The 14,627-nt window shown below is 40.4% G+C and carries 14 protein-coding genes; 8 read left to right on the top strand and 6 right to left on the bottom strand.

What is annotated here, in order from left to right; all coding sequences use genetic code 11:
- Positions 1–253: 253 nt before the first annotated feature.
- A complete protein-coding gene (gene sspO, locus AC0VZ9_RS12550; RefSeq protein ID WP_009334723.1) occupies positions 254–403 on the top strand; it encodes a small acid-soluble spore protein O in 150 nt (49 codons plus the stop codon).
- A gap of 157 nt (positions 404–560) precedes the next feature.
- Here sspO and AC0VZ9_RS12545 read toward each other — a convergent pair whose 3' ends face one another.
- A complete protein-coding gene (locus tag AC0VZ9_RS12545) occupies positions 561–818 on the bottom strand; it encodes a hypothetical protein (RefSeq protein ID WP_009334724.1) in 258 nt (85 codons plus the stop codon).
- A 254-nt stretch (positions 819–1,072) separates the two neighbouring features.
- Here AC0VZ9_RS12545 and AC0VZ9_RS12540 point away from each other — a divergent pair, with 254 nt between their 5' ends.
- Positions 1,073–1,219: a small acid-soluble spore protein P gene (locus tag AC0VZ9_RS12540; RefSeq protein ID WP_009334725.1), complete on the top strand. Its 147-nt coding sequence runs from the start codon at positions 1,073–1,075 to the stop codon at positions 1,217–1,219.
- 46 nt (positions 1,220–1,265) lie between these two features.
- Here the strand turns inward: AC0VZ9_RS12540 and selA are convergent, their stop codons facing one another.
- A complete protein-coding gene (gene selA, locus AC0VZ9_RS12535) occupies positions 1,266–2,669 on the bottom strand; it encodes an L-seryl-tRNA(Sec) selenium transferase (RefSeq protein WP_252246380.1) in 1,404 nt (467 codons plus the stop codon).
- Between the two features lie 93 nt (positions 2,670–2,762).
- Here selA and AC0VZ9_RS12530 point away from each other — a divergent pair, with 93 nt between their 5' ends.
- The gene (locus AC0VZ9_RS12530; protein WP_009334727.1) at positions 2,763–3,164 is read left to right on the top strand and encodes an Hsp20/alpha crystallin family protein; all 402 of its coding nucleotides are present in this window, start codon (positions 2,763–2,765) and stop codon (positions 3,162–3,164) included.
- 241 nt (positions 3,165–3,405) lie between these two features.
- Here the strand turns inward: AC0VZ9_RS12530 and AC0VZ9_RS12525 are convergent, their stop codons facing one another.
- On the bottom strand, positions 3,406–3,639 hold the full coding sequence (locus AC0VZ9_RS12525; protein ID WP_341002335.1) for an Rdx family protein: 234 nt from the start codon (positions 3,637–3,639) through the stop codon (positions 3,406–3,408).
- Between the two features lie 131 nt (positions 3,640–3,770).
- Here AC0VZ9_RS12525 and AC0VZ9_RS12520 point away from each other — a divergent pair, with 131 nt between their 5' ends.
- Positions 3,771–4,514 carry an arylamine N-acetyltransferase family protein gene (locus AC0VZ9_RS12520; protein WP_475397441.1) on the top strand — a complete coding sequence of 248 codons (744 nt, stop codon included), beginning with the start codon at positions 3,771–3,773 and terminating at the stop codon, positions 4,512–4,514.
- A gap of 33 nt (positions 4,515–4,547) precedes the next feature.
- Here the strand turns inward: AC0VZ9_RS12520 and AC0VZ9_RS12515 are convergent, their stop codons facing one another.
- Positions 4,548–5,492, bottom strand: a complete 945-nt coding sequence (locus tag AC0VZ9_RS12515; RefSeq protein WP_009334730.1) for an L-threonine 3-dehydrogenase — start codon at positions 5,490–5,492, stop codon at positions 4,548–4,550.
- A 54-nt stretch (positions 5,493–5,546) separates the two neighbouring features.
- Positions 5,547–6,737 (bottom strand): glycine C-acetyltransferase, encoded by a 1,191-nt coding sequence (locus AC0VZ9_RS12510; RefSeq protein WP_071157747.1) that lies wholly within the window; start codon positions 6,735–6,737, stop codon positions 5,547–5,549.
- Between the two features lie 348 nt (positions 6,738–7,085).
- On the opposite strand from AC0VZ9_RS12510, the gene arcA reads away from it, so the two are divergent.
- From arcA to AC0VZ9_RS12490, 4 genes are all read left to right on the top strand, one after another.
- The gene (gene arcA, locus AC0VZ9_RS12505) at positions 7,086–8,321 is read left to right on the top strand and encodes an arginine deiminase (protein WP_475397440.1); all 1,236 of its coding nucleotides are present in this window, start codon (positions 7,086–7,088) and stop codon (positions 8,319–8,321) included.
- Positions 8,322–8,617: 296 nt separating this feature from the next.
- Positions 8,618–10,075: a catalase KatA gene (gene katA, locus AC0VZ9_RS12500; protein WP_019382982.1), complete on the top strand. Its 1,458-nt coding sequence runs from the start codon at positions 8,618–8,620 to the stop codon at positions 10,073–10,075.
- Between the two features lie 631 nt (positions 10,076–10,706).
- Complete coding sequence (locus AC0VZ9_RS12495) at positions 10,707–12,260, top strand: ABC-F family ATP-binding cassette domain-containing protein (protein WP_258752194.1); 1,554 nt, start codon at positions 10,707–10,709, stop codon at positions 12,258–12,260.
- Between the two features lie 308 nt (positions 12,261–12,568).
- The gene (locus AC0VZ9_RS12490; protein ID WP_019382980.1) at positions 12,569–13,423 is read left to right on the top strand and encodes a DegV family protein; all 855 of its coding nucleotides are present in this window, start codon (positions 12,569–12,571) and stop codon (positions 13,421–13,423) included.
- A gap of 42 nt (positions 13,424–13,465) precedes the next feature.
- On the opposite strand, the gene AC0VZ9_RS12485 is transcribed toward AC0VZ9_RS12490, so the two are convergent.
- Positions 13,466–14,620 carry a homogentisate 1,2-dioxygenase gene (locus AC0VZ9_RS12485; protein WP_475397439.1) on the bottom strand — a complete coding sequence of 385 codons (1,155 nt, stop codon included), beginning with the start codon at positions 14,618–14,620 and terminating at the stop codon, positions 13,466–13,468.
- Positions 14,621–14,627: the final 7 nt, after the last annotated feature.

The following is a 14,627-nucleotide window of genomic DNA, read 5'->3' as shown; positions in this document are numbered from 1 at the left end:
TATTAATACAACCTGTTATATAAGTAAATAACAAGAAAGTTATTGTTTTTGATAAGTTTTTCTTATCACAAATTCTTATTTACTACAATTAGCCTTTTAAACGCCCTAATTGATAGCGTTTTTCAATTAGAGGATAAAACCCGTTCTAGCTTGGTTATTATACTGATAAAACGAAAAAGAGAAATCTCTTGTCTAAAAAACAACATAAATTGACATCATTCACGGAAAAATAATAATACGGAGGTGATTCGCTATGGCTAAAAGAAAGGCTAATCATATTATAGAGGGTATGAATGATGCAAAAGGGCAGGGCATGGGCACCGGATACAATGAGGAATTTGCCAATGAACCCCTAACAGAAGCGCAAAAGCAAAATAATAAAAAGAGGAAGAAGAATCAGTAAATAAGGAAAGCGGAAACGCCTTGCCCAACTCAGGACACCTCGAGAAGGCAGGCTCTTTGCGAGACCAAAATGTTGTATCTGATTTTAAATTAAATTACCCGGCTGGTCGCAGCCGGGTTTTTAGGAAAAAATTTTATTCCCTTCAATTCATAACATTCTAGTATTGGTTCACATCATCAACCATGGATCGCAAGTCCTGCTGGAATCTCTCCAATTGTGCCCGCTGATGATCGGATGCAACCTCAAGTGCATTTTCAATTTGAGCGTACGCTTCATTTACCTCCTGCTTAAGATGTTTAAGCTGATGGCCGTAACTGGCAGAATCTTTTACAATTTCAGCATAAAGCTCCTGTGCATCTTCCATTCCCTGCTGCGCTGCCTGAAATGCCTGCTGTTTATCTTTATGATATGGCATGCTTTTTCACTCCTAATAAAATTTGTACCATTAAATTGCGCAATAGAACCATAAAATATTCCGCCAAATGAAATCTTGAATTTCAGCCACAATTTGCAAGGCAATTTTCCATGGAAAAGAGCCACACTAACACATGAGAGGAAGATGAGTTTCACCTTCTATCTTGGTTACCCAGAGCCTTAAGACGGCAGCACAGTATGGACGCTGCCTGGAGCGGAAGTCAGCATCCTATATTATGAGGAGGGCATCAAAAAATGAATAAAAACAACGGCAAAGACATGCGAAAAAATGCACCCAAAGGGCATAATAACGATGGACAGCCTGAACCTTTAAGCGGCTCAAAAAAAGTGAAAAACCGGAACCATACCAGACAAAAACATAATTCCCACCATGATATGTAAAGTTTAATCAAAAAGCAGCTGCCTTAAAATCAGGCAGCTGCAAGAATTAAATAGCAGTTAATGCTTTTATAATGATGTCCTCTTCATTTACAGTTACTGCCCGCAGGTCAATCAGTACTTCTTCTTTATGTATCCTCACTATTATGGAAGGAGTACAATTAATTCTTAACTGTCGGCCAATATGTTCCGGTGAGTAACGCCAGTGCTTTAAAACGGCAACCCAGGAAGGCAGTTCAACATCAGGCATTGTTCCTCCCCCAACTTGCCCTGTGCTTTTTCTCATAGAGCATTCATAATCATTCGCAGCTGCTTGTAATCTGTGAAGAAATTGTGCAGTTCTCGTTTCGAGTTCCTCACTTGTCGTCATTACATCATGGACTACCGGAATATTTTTCAGCCCCTCTTCCCCTTTTAAGTAATCAATAAGCGTGCCTTCGAGCGCTGCAATTGTCATTTTATCAACTCGAAGTACCCGGGCAAGCTGGTGTTTCTTCAGTTTTTCGATTAAGTCCTTTCTCCCGGCAATAATGCCTGCCTGCGGGCCGCCTAAAAGCTTGTCCCCGCTAAAAGAAACGATATCTGCCCCCATTTTTATCACATCACTTACGGTTGGCTCATTACCGATTCCTTTGCTTTTAAAATCAAATAGTGCACCGCTGCCCAAATCTTCATAGAATATGATATTTTTTTCTTTAGATAGCTGGGCTAGTTCGTCAGTTCCAACTTCTTTGGTAAAACCTATTATTTTAAAATTGCTCGTATGTACCTTCATAATCATGGCTGTATCTTCATTGATCACTTGTTTATAATCTTCTAAGTGGGTTTTATTCGTTGTTCCCACTTCAACAAGCTTTGCACCGCTCTCTTCCATTATGCTTGATACCCTGAAGGAGCCTCCGATTTCAACAAGCTGACCGCGGGAAACTATTACTTCTTTTTCTTCTGCAAGAGCTTTTAGGATGATATAAACGGCAGCAGCATTATTGTTAACTGCCATCGCTGCTTCTGCTCCTGTCAGCTCTTTGACCAGGCTTTCCAGGTGACTATGCCTGGATCCCCGGGCTCCTTCGCCCAGGTTATATTCCAAATTGGAATAGTTCATGGCAATTTCAAGCATATGTTCAGCTGCTGATTTGCTTAAACGCGCTCGGCCAAGATTAGTGTGAAGAATAGTGCCAGTGGCATTGATAACCCTTTTAAGAGTGTATCCATACCGAACATTGATTACCTCTTCTGCTTTTTTAAATATATCTTCCGTAAATTTTTCCGTACCAGGCTCCTCGCCCGTCCAATTCCCGTCAAGAATGTTATTCCTGATTTCAGAAATTACCTCTTTTAAAATATTTGTTGTATGTATAAAGTCAAGTCCATACTGTTTCATTAAATGGGTAAAACGCCGGTCTTTTTGCAGTTCATGAACCGGTAAAATATTTCTGACTGTACTTTTCATTAAGATCCCTCCAGCACTTGCCTGATTATTATATCATTTTTCACTATTTTGCATGAAATGAATACTATAGATTGAAACAAGGGGGTTTTGAAATTGAACAAAAAGGAAGATTTCCATCCGTTTAATTTGGATGAATTGGAAAAATGGATGGAGGATTATTATCTGGACCCGCTGTCATCGTATTTGGATCAAATTACTTTTCGCATCGACTTATATGATACGGAAGCGGAAATTATTGTTGAGGCGCTCTTAACAGGATGCGTTTCAAAAGATGTAACCGTTTCCTTAAAGGAAAACACGGTGATCATTAAAGCGGTTAAAATAGATGAAACTGACCCGATTCGCTGCGGCCAGCCATGTATGCGGAAAGTTAAGCTGCCTTTTTCAGTTATTAAAAACAGGGTAAGTGCAAATTTTTCCAATGAGATATTAGAGATTTTTATAAATAAAAAGGAAGCTGGGCCAGGATGCGATAGAGATATCAGCATCAATTGAAAACTGAGATAGAGGTAGCCTTTCTGCCCTTTGTTTACATATAGTGAAACTTCAATCAGTGGGGTTTTATCCCCCACTGATTGTTAGTTGAACCAATCGGGCCTTTACGGGCAGTTTGACCCCCACTTATTCTCCATTGATTCCTCTGAGTCTTGAAGTGGGAGTCTTACTGCCCGTTAGACTGCGATAAAATGTTATGGATCAGTAAAAAACCTCCTCCCTGGGGAGAAGGTTTGGCAGGTTATCCCTGCATCTTATCAATAATTTCTTTGGTTTTAGGAAAAATGCCAGTATCGAGCTTAGAATAAAGCTTTTCTCCATTTACTGTCACTTCAAAAGCTCCGCCTTTACTTGGAACCAGTTCCATTTTTGAAATATCAGAGCGAAAATGTGTAAAAAGTTCTTCCGCGAAACTCGCGGCTTTTGGTGCGTAGTTTCACATCATGCAAAATTCAACAGTTACTTCATATGCCATATTTAAACCCCCGTGTGTAATTTGCTAAAATGTAAATATAATGACATTTTAGTATAACTATTTCATTACTGCAAATTGATTTGTTTTTCCTTCTTAATCGCTAAAAAAGAAAAAATTTATGGAGTGATCTTATGGATGCAGAGAAATACTTAAAACGCATTGCAGTATCGGCTGAACGTAATCTTGATCTTGAATATCTGAAAGAACTTCAGAGCAGCCATATGCACAAAATTCCTTTTGAAAACTTGGATGTAACAAGAAAAATTCCTATTATGCTTGACACAGATGCGTTTTTTGAAAAAATTCTTGAAAGAAGCCGGGGAGGCTTTTGTTATGAATTAAACGGTCTATTTCAACATCTGCTGTCAGAACTGGGATTTCAATCCCACTTGATTTCCTGCACCGTCAAAAAGCCGGATGGATGGGTCAGAGAAGATTCCCATGCAGCCATACTGGTTTTATTAAACCAAATTCCTTATTTGGTGGACGTAGGATTTGGTGATTCCGTCAGGCAGCCTTTACCTTTAACGGGTGAGGAAAAAACAGATGTAAGCGGAACTTACCGGATAAGAGAGTCCGGTGAAGGAATTTATGATCTTCAAAGACTTGAGGATGGTAAATGGAGAATTCTTTACCGTTTTTCTGATAAGCCAAGGCAGCTGAATGACTTTCATGATGCATGTTTTTTCAATCAGACTTCTCCTGAATCCCATTTTACACATGGCGACCTGGCCACTATTGCGACAAAGAATGGCCGTGTTACACTCTCTGGATTGACTGTCACTAAGTCTGAAGCGGGCACAAAAGAAAAATATGAACTAACCGAGGTGGAAAAAAGGGAATTCCTCCGCAAGCAATTCAATATAAAACTATAAAAGGGACAGCCATACGGCGTCCCTTTTGCTTTATCATAATTTTGTTCTTAGTTTATCAAGCATATCAGCAGTCATCTTGGCTAAATCGAAGTCTGCTTTAAATCCCCACTCTTCTTTTGCTGCACTTGCATCAATCGAATTTGGCCAGCTGTCGGCAATCGCCTGGCGCACAGGATCAACTTCATAGGAAATTTCAAACCCAGGAATATGCTTTCTGATCTCTGCAGCAATCTGTTCAGGTTCAAAACTCATTGCAGTTACATTGAAGGAGTTGCGGTGACTGAGTTTATCTGCATCGGCTTCCATTAAATCAACGATAGCATTTAATGCATCCGGCATATACATCATATCCATATATGTGCCCTGGTCGATATAAGAAGTATAGCGGCCATTTTTAATCGCTTCATAGTAGATCTCAACAGCGTAATCAGTCGTTCCGCCCCCTGGAGGAGTAACATAAGAGATTAAACCAGGGAATCGCAGGCCTCTAGTATCAACACCAAACTTGTAATAGTAGTAATCAGACAGTAATTCGCCCGCAACCTTGTTCACGCCATACATAGTAGTTGGGCGGTGAATAGTATCCTGCGGTGTGTTGTCTTTTGGCGTAGAAGGACCAAATGCGCCAATGGAGCTCGGCGTAAAGAATTGTGCGCTGCACTCTCTAGCCGTTTCAAGTGCATTCATAAGCCCCCCCATATTTAAATTCCATGCAAATACTGGGTTGGCTTCAGCTGTTGCTGATAACAGGGCTGCCATATGGATAACTGTATCCACATTATATTTTTTAGCCGTATCCAGCATTGATTTTGCATCAGTAACATCAACCATTTCAAACGGTCCTGATTGGGCAGCTTCAGACTCATTTTTTCTGATGTCTGTTGCAATAACATTGTCTGTTCCATAGATTTCTCTTAATTTCAAGGTTAGTTCAGAGCCAATCTGGCCTAAAGCTCCAGTAATCATAATTCGTTTCATTTTATTCCTCCAACATTTCCTCTTTGCCTTATAGATTTTGCTTTATAGTCAAACTTAAATAATTCCCATTTCTTTGCCGACTTTTTCATAAATTGCAATAGCCTGATCCAGCATTTCTTTCGTATGTGCTGCAGAAGGCATATTTCTGACACGTCCCGTTCCCCTTGGGACAGTCGGGAAGACGATTGATTTCGCATAAACGCCTTCTTCATTGAGTTTTTTGCTGAATTCCTGTGTTTTTACTTCATCTCCAACAATACAAGGAGTGATTGGTGTTTCACTGTCGCCAATATTAAATCCTAATTTTTCCAGACCATCCTTAAGGTAATTGGCATTTTCCCATAACTTTTCATTCAGCTCTGTGCTTTCCATCAGCAGCTCAATGGCTTTCGTGCTTGCTGCTACATCAGCAGGTGTTAAAGATGTTGAGAATAGGAATGGTCTGCTGCGGACTTTCAGCCAATCAATCAAATCCTTTTTGCCGGCCACATATCCACCAACAACACCTATTGCCTTAGAAAGTGTTCCGATCTGGAAATCGATTTTATCGGAAAGGCCGAAGTGCTTTACAGTCCCTGCTCCTTTTCCAAGTACTCCTGAACCGTGCGCATCATCCACATAAGTGATCAGATCAAATTCTTCGGCGATCTCCACGATCTCAGGAAGCTTTGCGATGTCCCCATCCATTGAGAAAACGCCGTCAGTAATGATCATGATTTTGTTGTACTGTCCAGATTCTTTTGCTTCCTTCGCTTTTGCCCGTAAATCTTCCATATCAGAATGATTTACTCGAATAATCTTAGCTTTCGATAGACGGCATCCATCAATAATGGACGCATGGTTTAATTCATCAGACAGAATAGCATCATTTTTATCCATAACAGCTGAAATAGCCGCCATGTTACAATTAAAACCAGATTGGTATGCGATGGCTGCTTCTGTTTGTTTGAACTCAGCAAGCTTTTCTTCAAGTTTTGTGTGAAGTTCAAGCGTTCCATTTATAGTACGGACAGCACCTGCTCCAACCCCATATTTCTCAATTGCTTCGATGGCAGATTTTTTAAGTCTTTCATCAGTTGCCAAACCTAAATAGTTATTGGATGAAAGATTGATTAGTTCTCTTCCATTGATTTTGATTATAGGGCCATTTGGGCTTTCAAGAGGGTCGATTACGTTGTAAAGTCCTCTATCCTTTAAATCCTCCAGGTTTTCCTGTAAAAAAGAATCTAAAATTTTGCTGGTCATCTCAGTATCCCCCAGTTCATTTTTATTGAATGTCGCCAACTCATACACAACTGTATTTTCAGCACGGACATTATTTCGTTAAGCAAATAAAGCTATGTAAAGGTTTTTCAATTTATACTTTAACACATTTTTTCAATTTGTACACTTATGAAGGACAGATTTTCTTTGAGTTTCATTAAGAATGCCTGATATGTAGTTTGCCCTTTTAATTTGAAAAAATTTACCCGGCACATTTTTGCTGTATTGAATAAATATGCGTAAAATTGATCTGTTTACTCTATGAATACACAGGGAACCAATCAAACATAGAACAATAGGTCAGGCATTTAGCCTTTGGAGGTATTAATAATGAAACATCCGTTAAATGTAACTTCGGAAATCGGAGAATTAAAAACGGTCCTTCTGCATAGGCCGGGTAAGGAAATTGAAAATCTCACACCTCAATATTTGAAAAGACTTTTATTCGATGACATCCCCTTTTTGCCTGCCATTCAAAAAGAACATGATTATTTCGCCAATATACTAAGCAATCGGGGAATTGAGGTCTTATATCTCGATAAATTGATGACAGAAGCCATACAGCTGGACGAGACAAGAATATCTTTTATTGAAAAGGTCTTATGGGAAAGTCAATCGAATATAAATGGTTCCTACGAAACTGTAAAAGATTATCTCTTATCTCTTCCGCCTGATGAGCTGGTAAAGAAAGTGATGTCAGGTGTCGTAAAATCGGATATTGATCAGGATAAGAAAATTCATCTTCATGAACTGATGCCTGATCATTATCCTTTTTATCTGGACCCAATGCCCAACCTTTATTTTACCCGGGATCCTGCTGCGGTTATAGGTGAAGGCATTACCATTAATCGAATGCATGAACCTGCAAGGAGACGGGAGTCCATTTTTATGGACTACATCATGAATCATCATCCCCGTTTTAATAAACATGAAATTCCTGCTTACTTTAAACGTGATGATCTTTACTCACTAGAAGGTGGAGATGAACTGATATTGAGCGATGAAGTAGTCGCCATTGGCGTCAGCGCAAGAACTTCTGCACAAGGGATAGAAAAACTTGCAAGGGAACTATTCACCCGCCAGAAATCCATTAAAAAAGTTGTGGCAGTTGAAATCCCCAAAATCCGTGCATTCATGCACCTGGATACTGTATTTACAATGATTGACCACGATAAATTCACCTACCATCCTGCTATTGAAGATAGAGATGGCAGTATGAAGATTTACATACTGGAACAGGAGGAGAATTCAGATCTTCTTAAAATTACAGAGAAAAACTCTTTGAAGGTAACATTAAAAGAAGTTCTTCATCTTGATGAAATAGTGTTAATCCCTTGTGGAGGAGGCTGCCCGATTGCATCGGCACGCGAACAATGGAATGATGGATCCAATACACTCGCCATCGCTCCCGGTGTAGTTGTAACTTATGACCGGAATTATGTCTCAAACGACATCCTCCGTCAAAATGGGGTTGAGGTCATTGAAATTCTCAGCTCAGAACTCTCAAGAGGACGGGGTGGCCCAAGATGCATGAGCATGCCGATAATAAGAGAAAATATTAGCTAGTAAATCGGGCGGTTCCTTATACCGCCCGATTTTTTCATATGGATCCTCTAAATTTACATGAATATCCCCCCTTCTGCTCCCCTCCTTCCGAAAAAACCAGTTCTTTTAAGAAAAAACGCAAATATAAATATACTAATGCCGTTAAAAACAAGCATTCTCCTCCTCTTTTTATAAGAGATTCTTCTTAAGAACTTATCTTTATTTATAATAATTATAAAAAAGTATTGATTTTATATTGAGAAATGTTATCATTATGAATGTAGCAAGCTATTAAACTTTTATGAGGTGATTATAGAATGACAAATAAGAATAATCTAACTACAAGCTGGGGCGCCCCTGTTGGCGACAACCAAAATTCAATGACAGCTGGCTCTAGAGGGCCTACTTTGATTCAGGATGTACACTTGCTGGAAAAACTGGCCCATTTCAACAGGGAACGCGTGCCTGAGCGGGTAGTTCACGCCAAAGGTGCTGGCGCACATGGCTATTTTGAAGTTACTAATGACCTCACTAAATATACAAAAGCCGCATTCCTATCAGAAGTAGGCAAAAAAACTCCTTTATTCGTCCGTTTCTCAACTGTTGCGGGTGAATTGGGCTCTGCTGATACTGTACGCGACCCACGCGGTTTTGCGGTTAAGTTTTATACAGAAGAAGGCAACTACGACCTTGTAGGGAACAATACGCCTGTATTCTTTATTCGGGATGCAATTAAATTCCCTGACTTCATTCATACACAAAAGCGTGATCCTAAGACACATTTAAAAAATCCGACAGCCGTTTGGGACTTCTGGTCCTTATCACCTGAATCGCTGCACCAGGTAACCATCTTAATGTCAGACCGCGGCATACCTGCAACCCTTAGACATATGCACGGATTCGGCAGCCATACATTTAAATGGGTAAATGAACAAGGTGAAGGTGTCTGGGTTAAGTATCATTTTAAAACGGAACAGGGCGTTAAAAACCTTAGCGTGGACGCTGCAGCGAAAATGGCTGGAGAAAACCCTGATTACCATACAGAGGATTTATTTAATGCAATTGAGAATGGCGATTTCCCATCATGGAAGCTATGCGTGCAAATCATGCCGCTTGAAGATGCGAATACTTACCGGTTCGATCCATTCGATGTAACAAAGGTATGGTCACAGAAAGACTATCCATTAATCGAAGTAGGACGCATGGTACTGAATAAAAACCCTGAAAACTACTTTGCTGAAGTTGAGCAGGCTACTTTCTCTCCTGGAACGCTCGTGCCGGGGATTGATGTTTCACCTGACAAGATGCTCCAGGGCCGTCTGTTCGCCTACCATGATGCACACCGCTACCGCGTAGGTGCGAACCATCAGATGCTGCCAATCAACCGACCTAAGAACGAAGTGCAAAACTATCAGCGTGACGGTCAGATGCGCTTTGACAACAATGGCGGAGGCTCTGTTTATTACGAGCCGAACAGCTTTGGAGGACCTACTGAGGCACCGGAGCACAAGCAGGCTGCATACCCTGTTTCCGGTTTAGCCGAAAGTGTTGCATATGATCATAACGATCACTACACACAAGCCGGTGATCTATACCGCTTAATGAGTGAAGAGGAACGCTCCCGTCTTGTGGCAAACATTGTTGCTGCCATGAAGCCTGTAGAAAAAGAAGAAATTAAGCATCGCCAGATACAGCATTTCTTTAAAGCGGATCCTGATTATGGTACACGTATTGCTAAAGGTCTTGGCCTGGCAGTTCCGCAGGGTGTTAAGTGAACCATTAAAAATAGCGAAAGGTGCCAATAACCTAATTGGCACCTTTTTTCCGGGTGAAGTGTTAGTGTGCCCCCCCCCTATTTGCTGATCCCCCAACATAACTTCCTTCCTGATTATCCTTTGTCTTCCTTGTGTAAGATTGGCTTCATGTCCATCTAAAGAAGCTTCCTGTCCCCCCTGCCCATTACAAGCAAGAGGAGGAACTAAATGAAGCAACTGCCAAAATGGCAGATGCCACCCCTTAAGAGCATGAGGAGCCATCTTGAAAAAATGGGCGAAGTCCAGGACCATCTTGATGATGGCGGCTTTTTATTCTCTGGATATTAAAATTGAGAAAGCAGCGCGGGTGGTCTCCCTTTGGAAATGGTCCTTCAAGGTTATCTCGGGAAACGGAAATAATAGCTAAATCAGGGAATTATATGGATTCCATGATTTAGCAGATTCTTTCCGCCTATATTTCAATGCCTTAAAATCAACATCCAGCTTTAATAGAGCCTTTAATTAAGAAAGGGCAGACTTCAATTTACCCCAATAATCGAATTACATTTTTCACAAGAAATAACTTTAGATAGAAAAAAAAGTATAAATCTAGTAAGATATCCACATGGAATATTAGAGAAGGGGTAAAAAAATGAGCGTATTAAATGTACAAAATTTAAGTCACGGTTTCGGTGATCGTGCGATTTTCAATGATGTGTCTTTTCGACTTTTAAAAGGTGAACACGTTGGACTAGTTGGGGCAAATGGAGAGGGTAAGTCTACTTTCATGAATATTGTTACCGGGAAGTTACAACCCGACGAGGGGAAAGTTGAGTGGTCACGAAAAGTTCGTGTTGGTTACTTAGATCAGCATGCTGTACTTAAAAAGGGCACTACGATGCGTGACGCTTTGAGTACTGCTTTTCAATATCTTTTTGATGCTGAATCAGAGATCAATGAACTTTATGCAAAAATGGGTGATGAAGGTGCTGATATCGATGCATTACTTGCAGAAGTTGGCGAGCTGCAAGAAACTTTAGATAGTAATGATTTCTATCAAATTAATTCAAAAGTTGAGGAAGTTGCTCGTGGCCTAGGATTAGACGATGTTGGACTTGATCGTGATATAGATGATCTCAGCGGTGGGCAGCGTACGAAAGTTTTGCTAGCTAAGCTTTTGCTGGAAAAACCTGAAATCCTATTACTAGACGAGCCTACAAACTATTTGGATGAACAGCATATCGAATGGTTGAAGCGCTATTTACAGGAATATGAGAATGCATTTATCTTGATTTCACATGATATTCCATTCTTGAACAATGTTGTTAACTTGATCTATCACATGGAAAACCAAGAGTTAAATCGCTATGTTGGTGACTATGATAACTTCTTAAAAGTATATGAAATGAAAAAGCAGCAGCTAGAGGCTGCATACAAGCGTCAACAACAAGAAATTGCTGATTTAAAGGATTTCGTTGCTCGCAACAAGGCAAGTGTTGCGACTCGTAATATGGCGATGTCTCGTCAAAAGAAGCTCGACAAAATGGAAATTATTGAATTGGGGAGAGAGAAGCCGAAACCAGAGTTTATTTTCAAAGAAGCTCGTGCAGCTAGTCGCTGGATTTTCACGACTGAAGATCTTGTTATTGGTTACAATGAACCACTTTCACGCCCTCTGAATTTAAAAATGGAACGCGGACAAAAAATTGCATTCGTGGGAGCTAACGGTATTGGTAAGTCTACTCTTTTAAAAAGTATTCTTGGATTGATTAGTCCCATTACGGGTAAAGTGGAACGCGGTGAGTATCAATACATCGGTTACTTCGAGCAGGAAGTTAAGCAGGCCAACTACAACACTTGTATTGAAGAGATTTGGAGCGAGTTCCCAAGTATGAATCAGGCTGAAGTTCGTGCTGCTCTGGCAAAATGCGGATTAACGACGAAACATATTGAAAGTAAAATCGAAGTCCTTTCTGGCGGCGAAAAAGCCAAAGTTCGATTGTGTAAAATTTTAAACACAGAAACGAATTTATTAATTCTAGACGAACCTACCAACCACTTGGATGTGGAAGCAAAAGAAGAGTTAAAGCGAGCTTTAAAGGCATATCGCGGAAGTATCTTGATGGTATCCCACGAACCTGATTTCTATCGTGAAATTGCGACCGATATTTGGAATTGTGAGGATTGGACTACGAAAGTTTTTTAATTTCAATAAACAAGTTTAAATGGTATTAGGTCAATAAAGTAGATACAATCACAATCCCCTGCGGCGCAGGGGGTTTTTTCATTTCAGGTCGCCATTTTATCAGGTTCAAACATTGTTCACAAAAAATTCTTATTTACCTTCAAGTGCTACATATAAACATTCTATTAAGATACTCTGGCCATTTCCTATATATGGATCACTCAAAAGCAATACAGGCAATGATTTCTTCGTGTATAATAAGGGAAGTTTTCAATAATGGAAGCGGTTAATTTTGGTGAAAAATAATTGGCAAAGGACTTATAACATCCATGACAAAAAAGAAGATTGCCTGGATAACAGACAGCACTGCTTATATTTCTGAGGATCTGCTCGAACACCCTGATGTTTATATTGTGCCTCTATTAATAACATTCGGTGAGGAGTCATTTGAAGATGGTATTGATTTAAACACAGATCAGCTGTACAGCCGGATCCGGACTGAAAAAGAAGTTCCTAAAACTTCACAGCCTTCTGCCGGGAGATTTGCTGAACTATTTGAAACATTGAAGATTGAATATGATGCTGCGGTCGCTGTACATGTTTCCAGCAAATTAAGCGGTACGATGAACAGCTGCCTGGCCGGATCTGAGCTGGCAGGGTTCCCTGTTTCGGCAGTTGATTCAAAATGCATGTCTTATGCTATTACGTCTTTAATCTACAAAGGATTAAAGCTTGCTGAAAATGAAATGCCAGTACATAAGATTGCTGAAATCCTTCAAAGTGAGGCAGACAAATCTGAGAATTATATCTTGCTTGGCAGCCTTGAGCAATTTTATAAAGGCGGCAGAATGTCAGGAACACAATATCTGCTGGGAAGCATATTAAAAATAAAGCCAATAATCCGCATTAACCGGGACGGTGCGTTTGAATTGTTTGATAAAGTCCGTTCGGATAAAAAAGCAATTAAAAGAATGATAGAATTGCTCGGGGATGCTTACGAAAGCCACACCATTCCTCAGGTTCAAATCATGCATGGGAATGTGCGGGGCAAAGCGGAGGAACTGGCAGAGGAAATCAAATCACACTTTCCCCGCCTCGATATTATCATTGGTGAAATAAGCTCAACCATTGCTGCCCATGCAGGCGAAGGTACAATCGCCATCATTTGGCAGAATGAAAAGTAGAAAAAAGCACTCTCCCTACGGAAAAAGGGAAAGTGCTTTTTTCTATTCAATCCATGTATACATGTACTTTTCATCTTCTATTAACTTAGCTTTTTTCACCAATTTTAATGGCCTGAATGTATCAATCATAACAGCAAGCTCAAGAGTTTCCTTTTTGCCAATGCTTGCTTCAGTCTTCCCGGGATGAGGGCCATGAGGAATCCCGCTCGGATGAAGAGTGATGGAGCCTTCCCTGATACCCTTTCTGCTCATAAAGTTGCCTTCCACATAATAAAGCAGTTCATCACTATTGACATTGCTGTGATAGTAAGGGGCAGGGATGGCCTCTGGATGGTAGTCATATAATCTGGGAACAAAAGAACATACAACAAAATTATGTCCTTCAAATGTCTGATGAACTGGCGGGGGCTGATGGACCCTCCCAGTAATCGGTTCAAAGTCTTCAATATTAAATACCCACGGATAGAGATAGCCGTCCCAGCCTTCCACATCAAGCGGATGATGATTCAGGATATGAGAATGCAAATATCCCCTTGTTTTCGTAATGACTTCATGTTCCCCTTTTTGATCATATGTTTCCAAGGTCTCTGGTCCCCGAATATCTCTTTCACAGAAAGGACTATGTTCGAGCAGCTGCCCATATTCATTTCGATATCTTCTTGGTGTTGTAATTTGGCTGAAGGACTCCACCAGGAGTACTTTTGTCAATTGCTCATTGTCCGGAATCACCCTGTAAATAGTGCCTATCGGAATTATGACATAGTCCCCTGGACGATAGGTTAAGGTTCCGAACATAGTCTCAATTTTTCCTGTTCCATAGTGAATGTAAAGCATCTCATCGCCATCACCATTCCGGTAAAAGCTCTTCATCGGCTCTGTAATATTTATAGTGCCTATTAAAAGATCATCATTCCCAAGCAGATATTCCCGGGCTGAAAGTGCATTTCCTTTCTTTTCGATTTGATCTGTGAACAAATGGCGGTGCTTCAAGCTTTCCTGCCCCTCATACTCGGGAACATATTTTCCTATCAGCTTAGTACGTGCTACTTCTGTCGGCATGTAGTGATGATAAAGAATGGATTGGGTGCCGGAAAAACCTTTTGTCCCCATAACCTGTTCCCTGAAAAGGGTTCCATCCGATTTTTTGAAAGTCGTATGCCGTTTGTGCGGGATTCTTCCCATTTGGCGATAAAACATGTTTTCC

It is taken from the genome of Cytobacillus sp. QJM3NY_8 (genome assembly GCF_056173585.1).
This window is presented reverse-complemented; position numbering and strand designations above follow the sequence as displayed.

What these genes read in the sequence shown, in the direction of transcription:
- AC0VZ9_RS12495 (WP_258752194.1), top strand. Translation starts at nt 10,707, where the DNA reads ATGAGCGTATTAAATGTACAAAATTTAAGTCACGGTTTCGGTGATCGT.
- AC0VZ9_RS12485 (WP_475397439.1), bottom strand. Translation starts at nt 14,620, where the DNA reads ATGTTTTATCGCCAAATGGGAAGAATCCCGCACAAACGGCATACGACT.
- AC0VZ9_RS12490 (WP_019382980.1), top strand. Translation starts at nt 12,569, where the DNA reads ATGACAAAAAAGAAGATTGCCTGGATAACAGACAGCACTGCTTATATT.
- sspO (WP_009334723.1), top strand. Translation starts at nt 254, where the DNA reads ATGGCTAAAAGAAAGGCTAATCATATTATAGAGGGTATGAATGATGCA.
- AC0VZ9_RS12520 (WP_475397441.1), top strand. Translation starts at nt 3,771, where the DNA reads ATGGATGCAGAGAAATACTTAAAACGCATTGCAGTATCGGCTGAACGT.
- AC0VZ9_RS12515 (WP_009334730.1), bottom strand. Translation starts at nt 5,492, where the DNA reads ATGAAACGAATTATGATTACTGGAGCTTTAGGCCAGATTGGCTCTGAA.
- selA (WP_252246380.1), bottom strand. Translation starts at nt 2,669, where the DNA reads ATGAAAAGTACAGTCAGAAATATTTTACCGGTTCATGAACTGCAAAAA.
- AC0VZ9_RS12540 (WP_009334725.1), top strand. Translation starts at nt 1,073, where the DNA reads ATGAATAAAAACAACGGCAAAGACATGCGAAAAAATGCACCCAAAGGG.
- AC0VZ9_RS12545 (WP_009334724.1), bottom strand. Translation starts at nt 818, where the DNA reads ATGCCATATCATAAAGATAAACAGCAGGCATTTCAGGCAGCGCAGCAG.
- AC0VZ9_RS12510 (WP_071157747.1), bottom strand. Translation starts at nt 6,737, where the DNA reads ATGACCAGCAAAATTTTAGATTCTTTTTTACAGGAAAACCTGGAGGAT.
- katA (WP_019382982.1), top strand. Translation starts at nt 8,618, where the DNA reads ATGACAAATAAGAATAATCTAACTACAAGCTGGGGCGCCCCTGTTGGC.
- arcA (WP_475397440.1), top strand. Translation starts at nt 7,086, where the DNA reads ATGAAACATCCGTTAAATGTAACTTCGGAAATCGGAGAATTAAAAACG.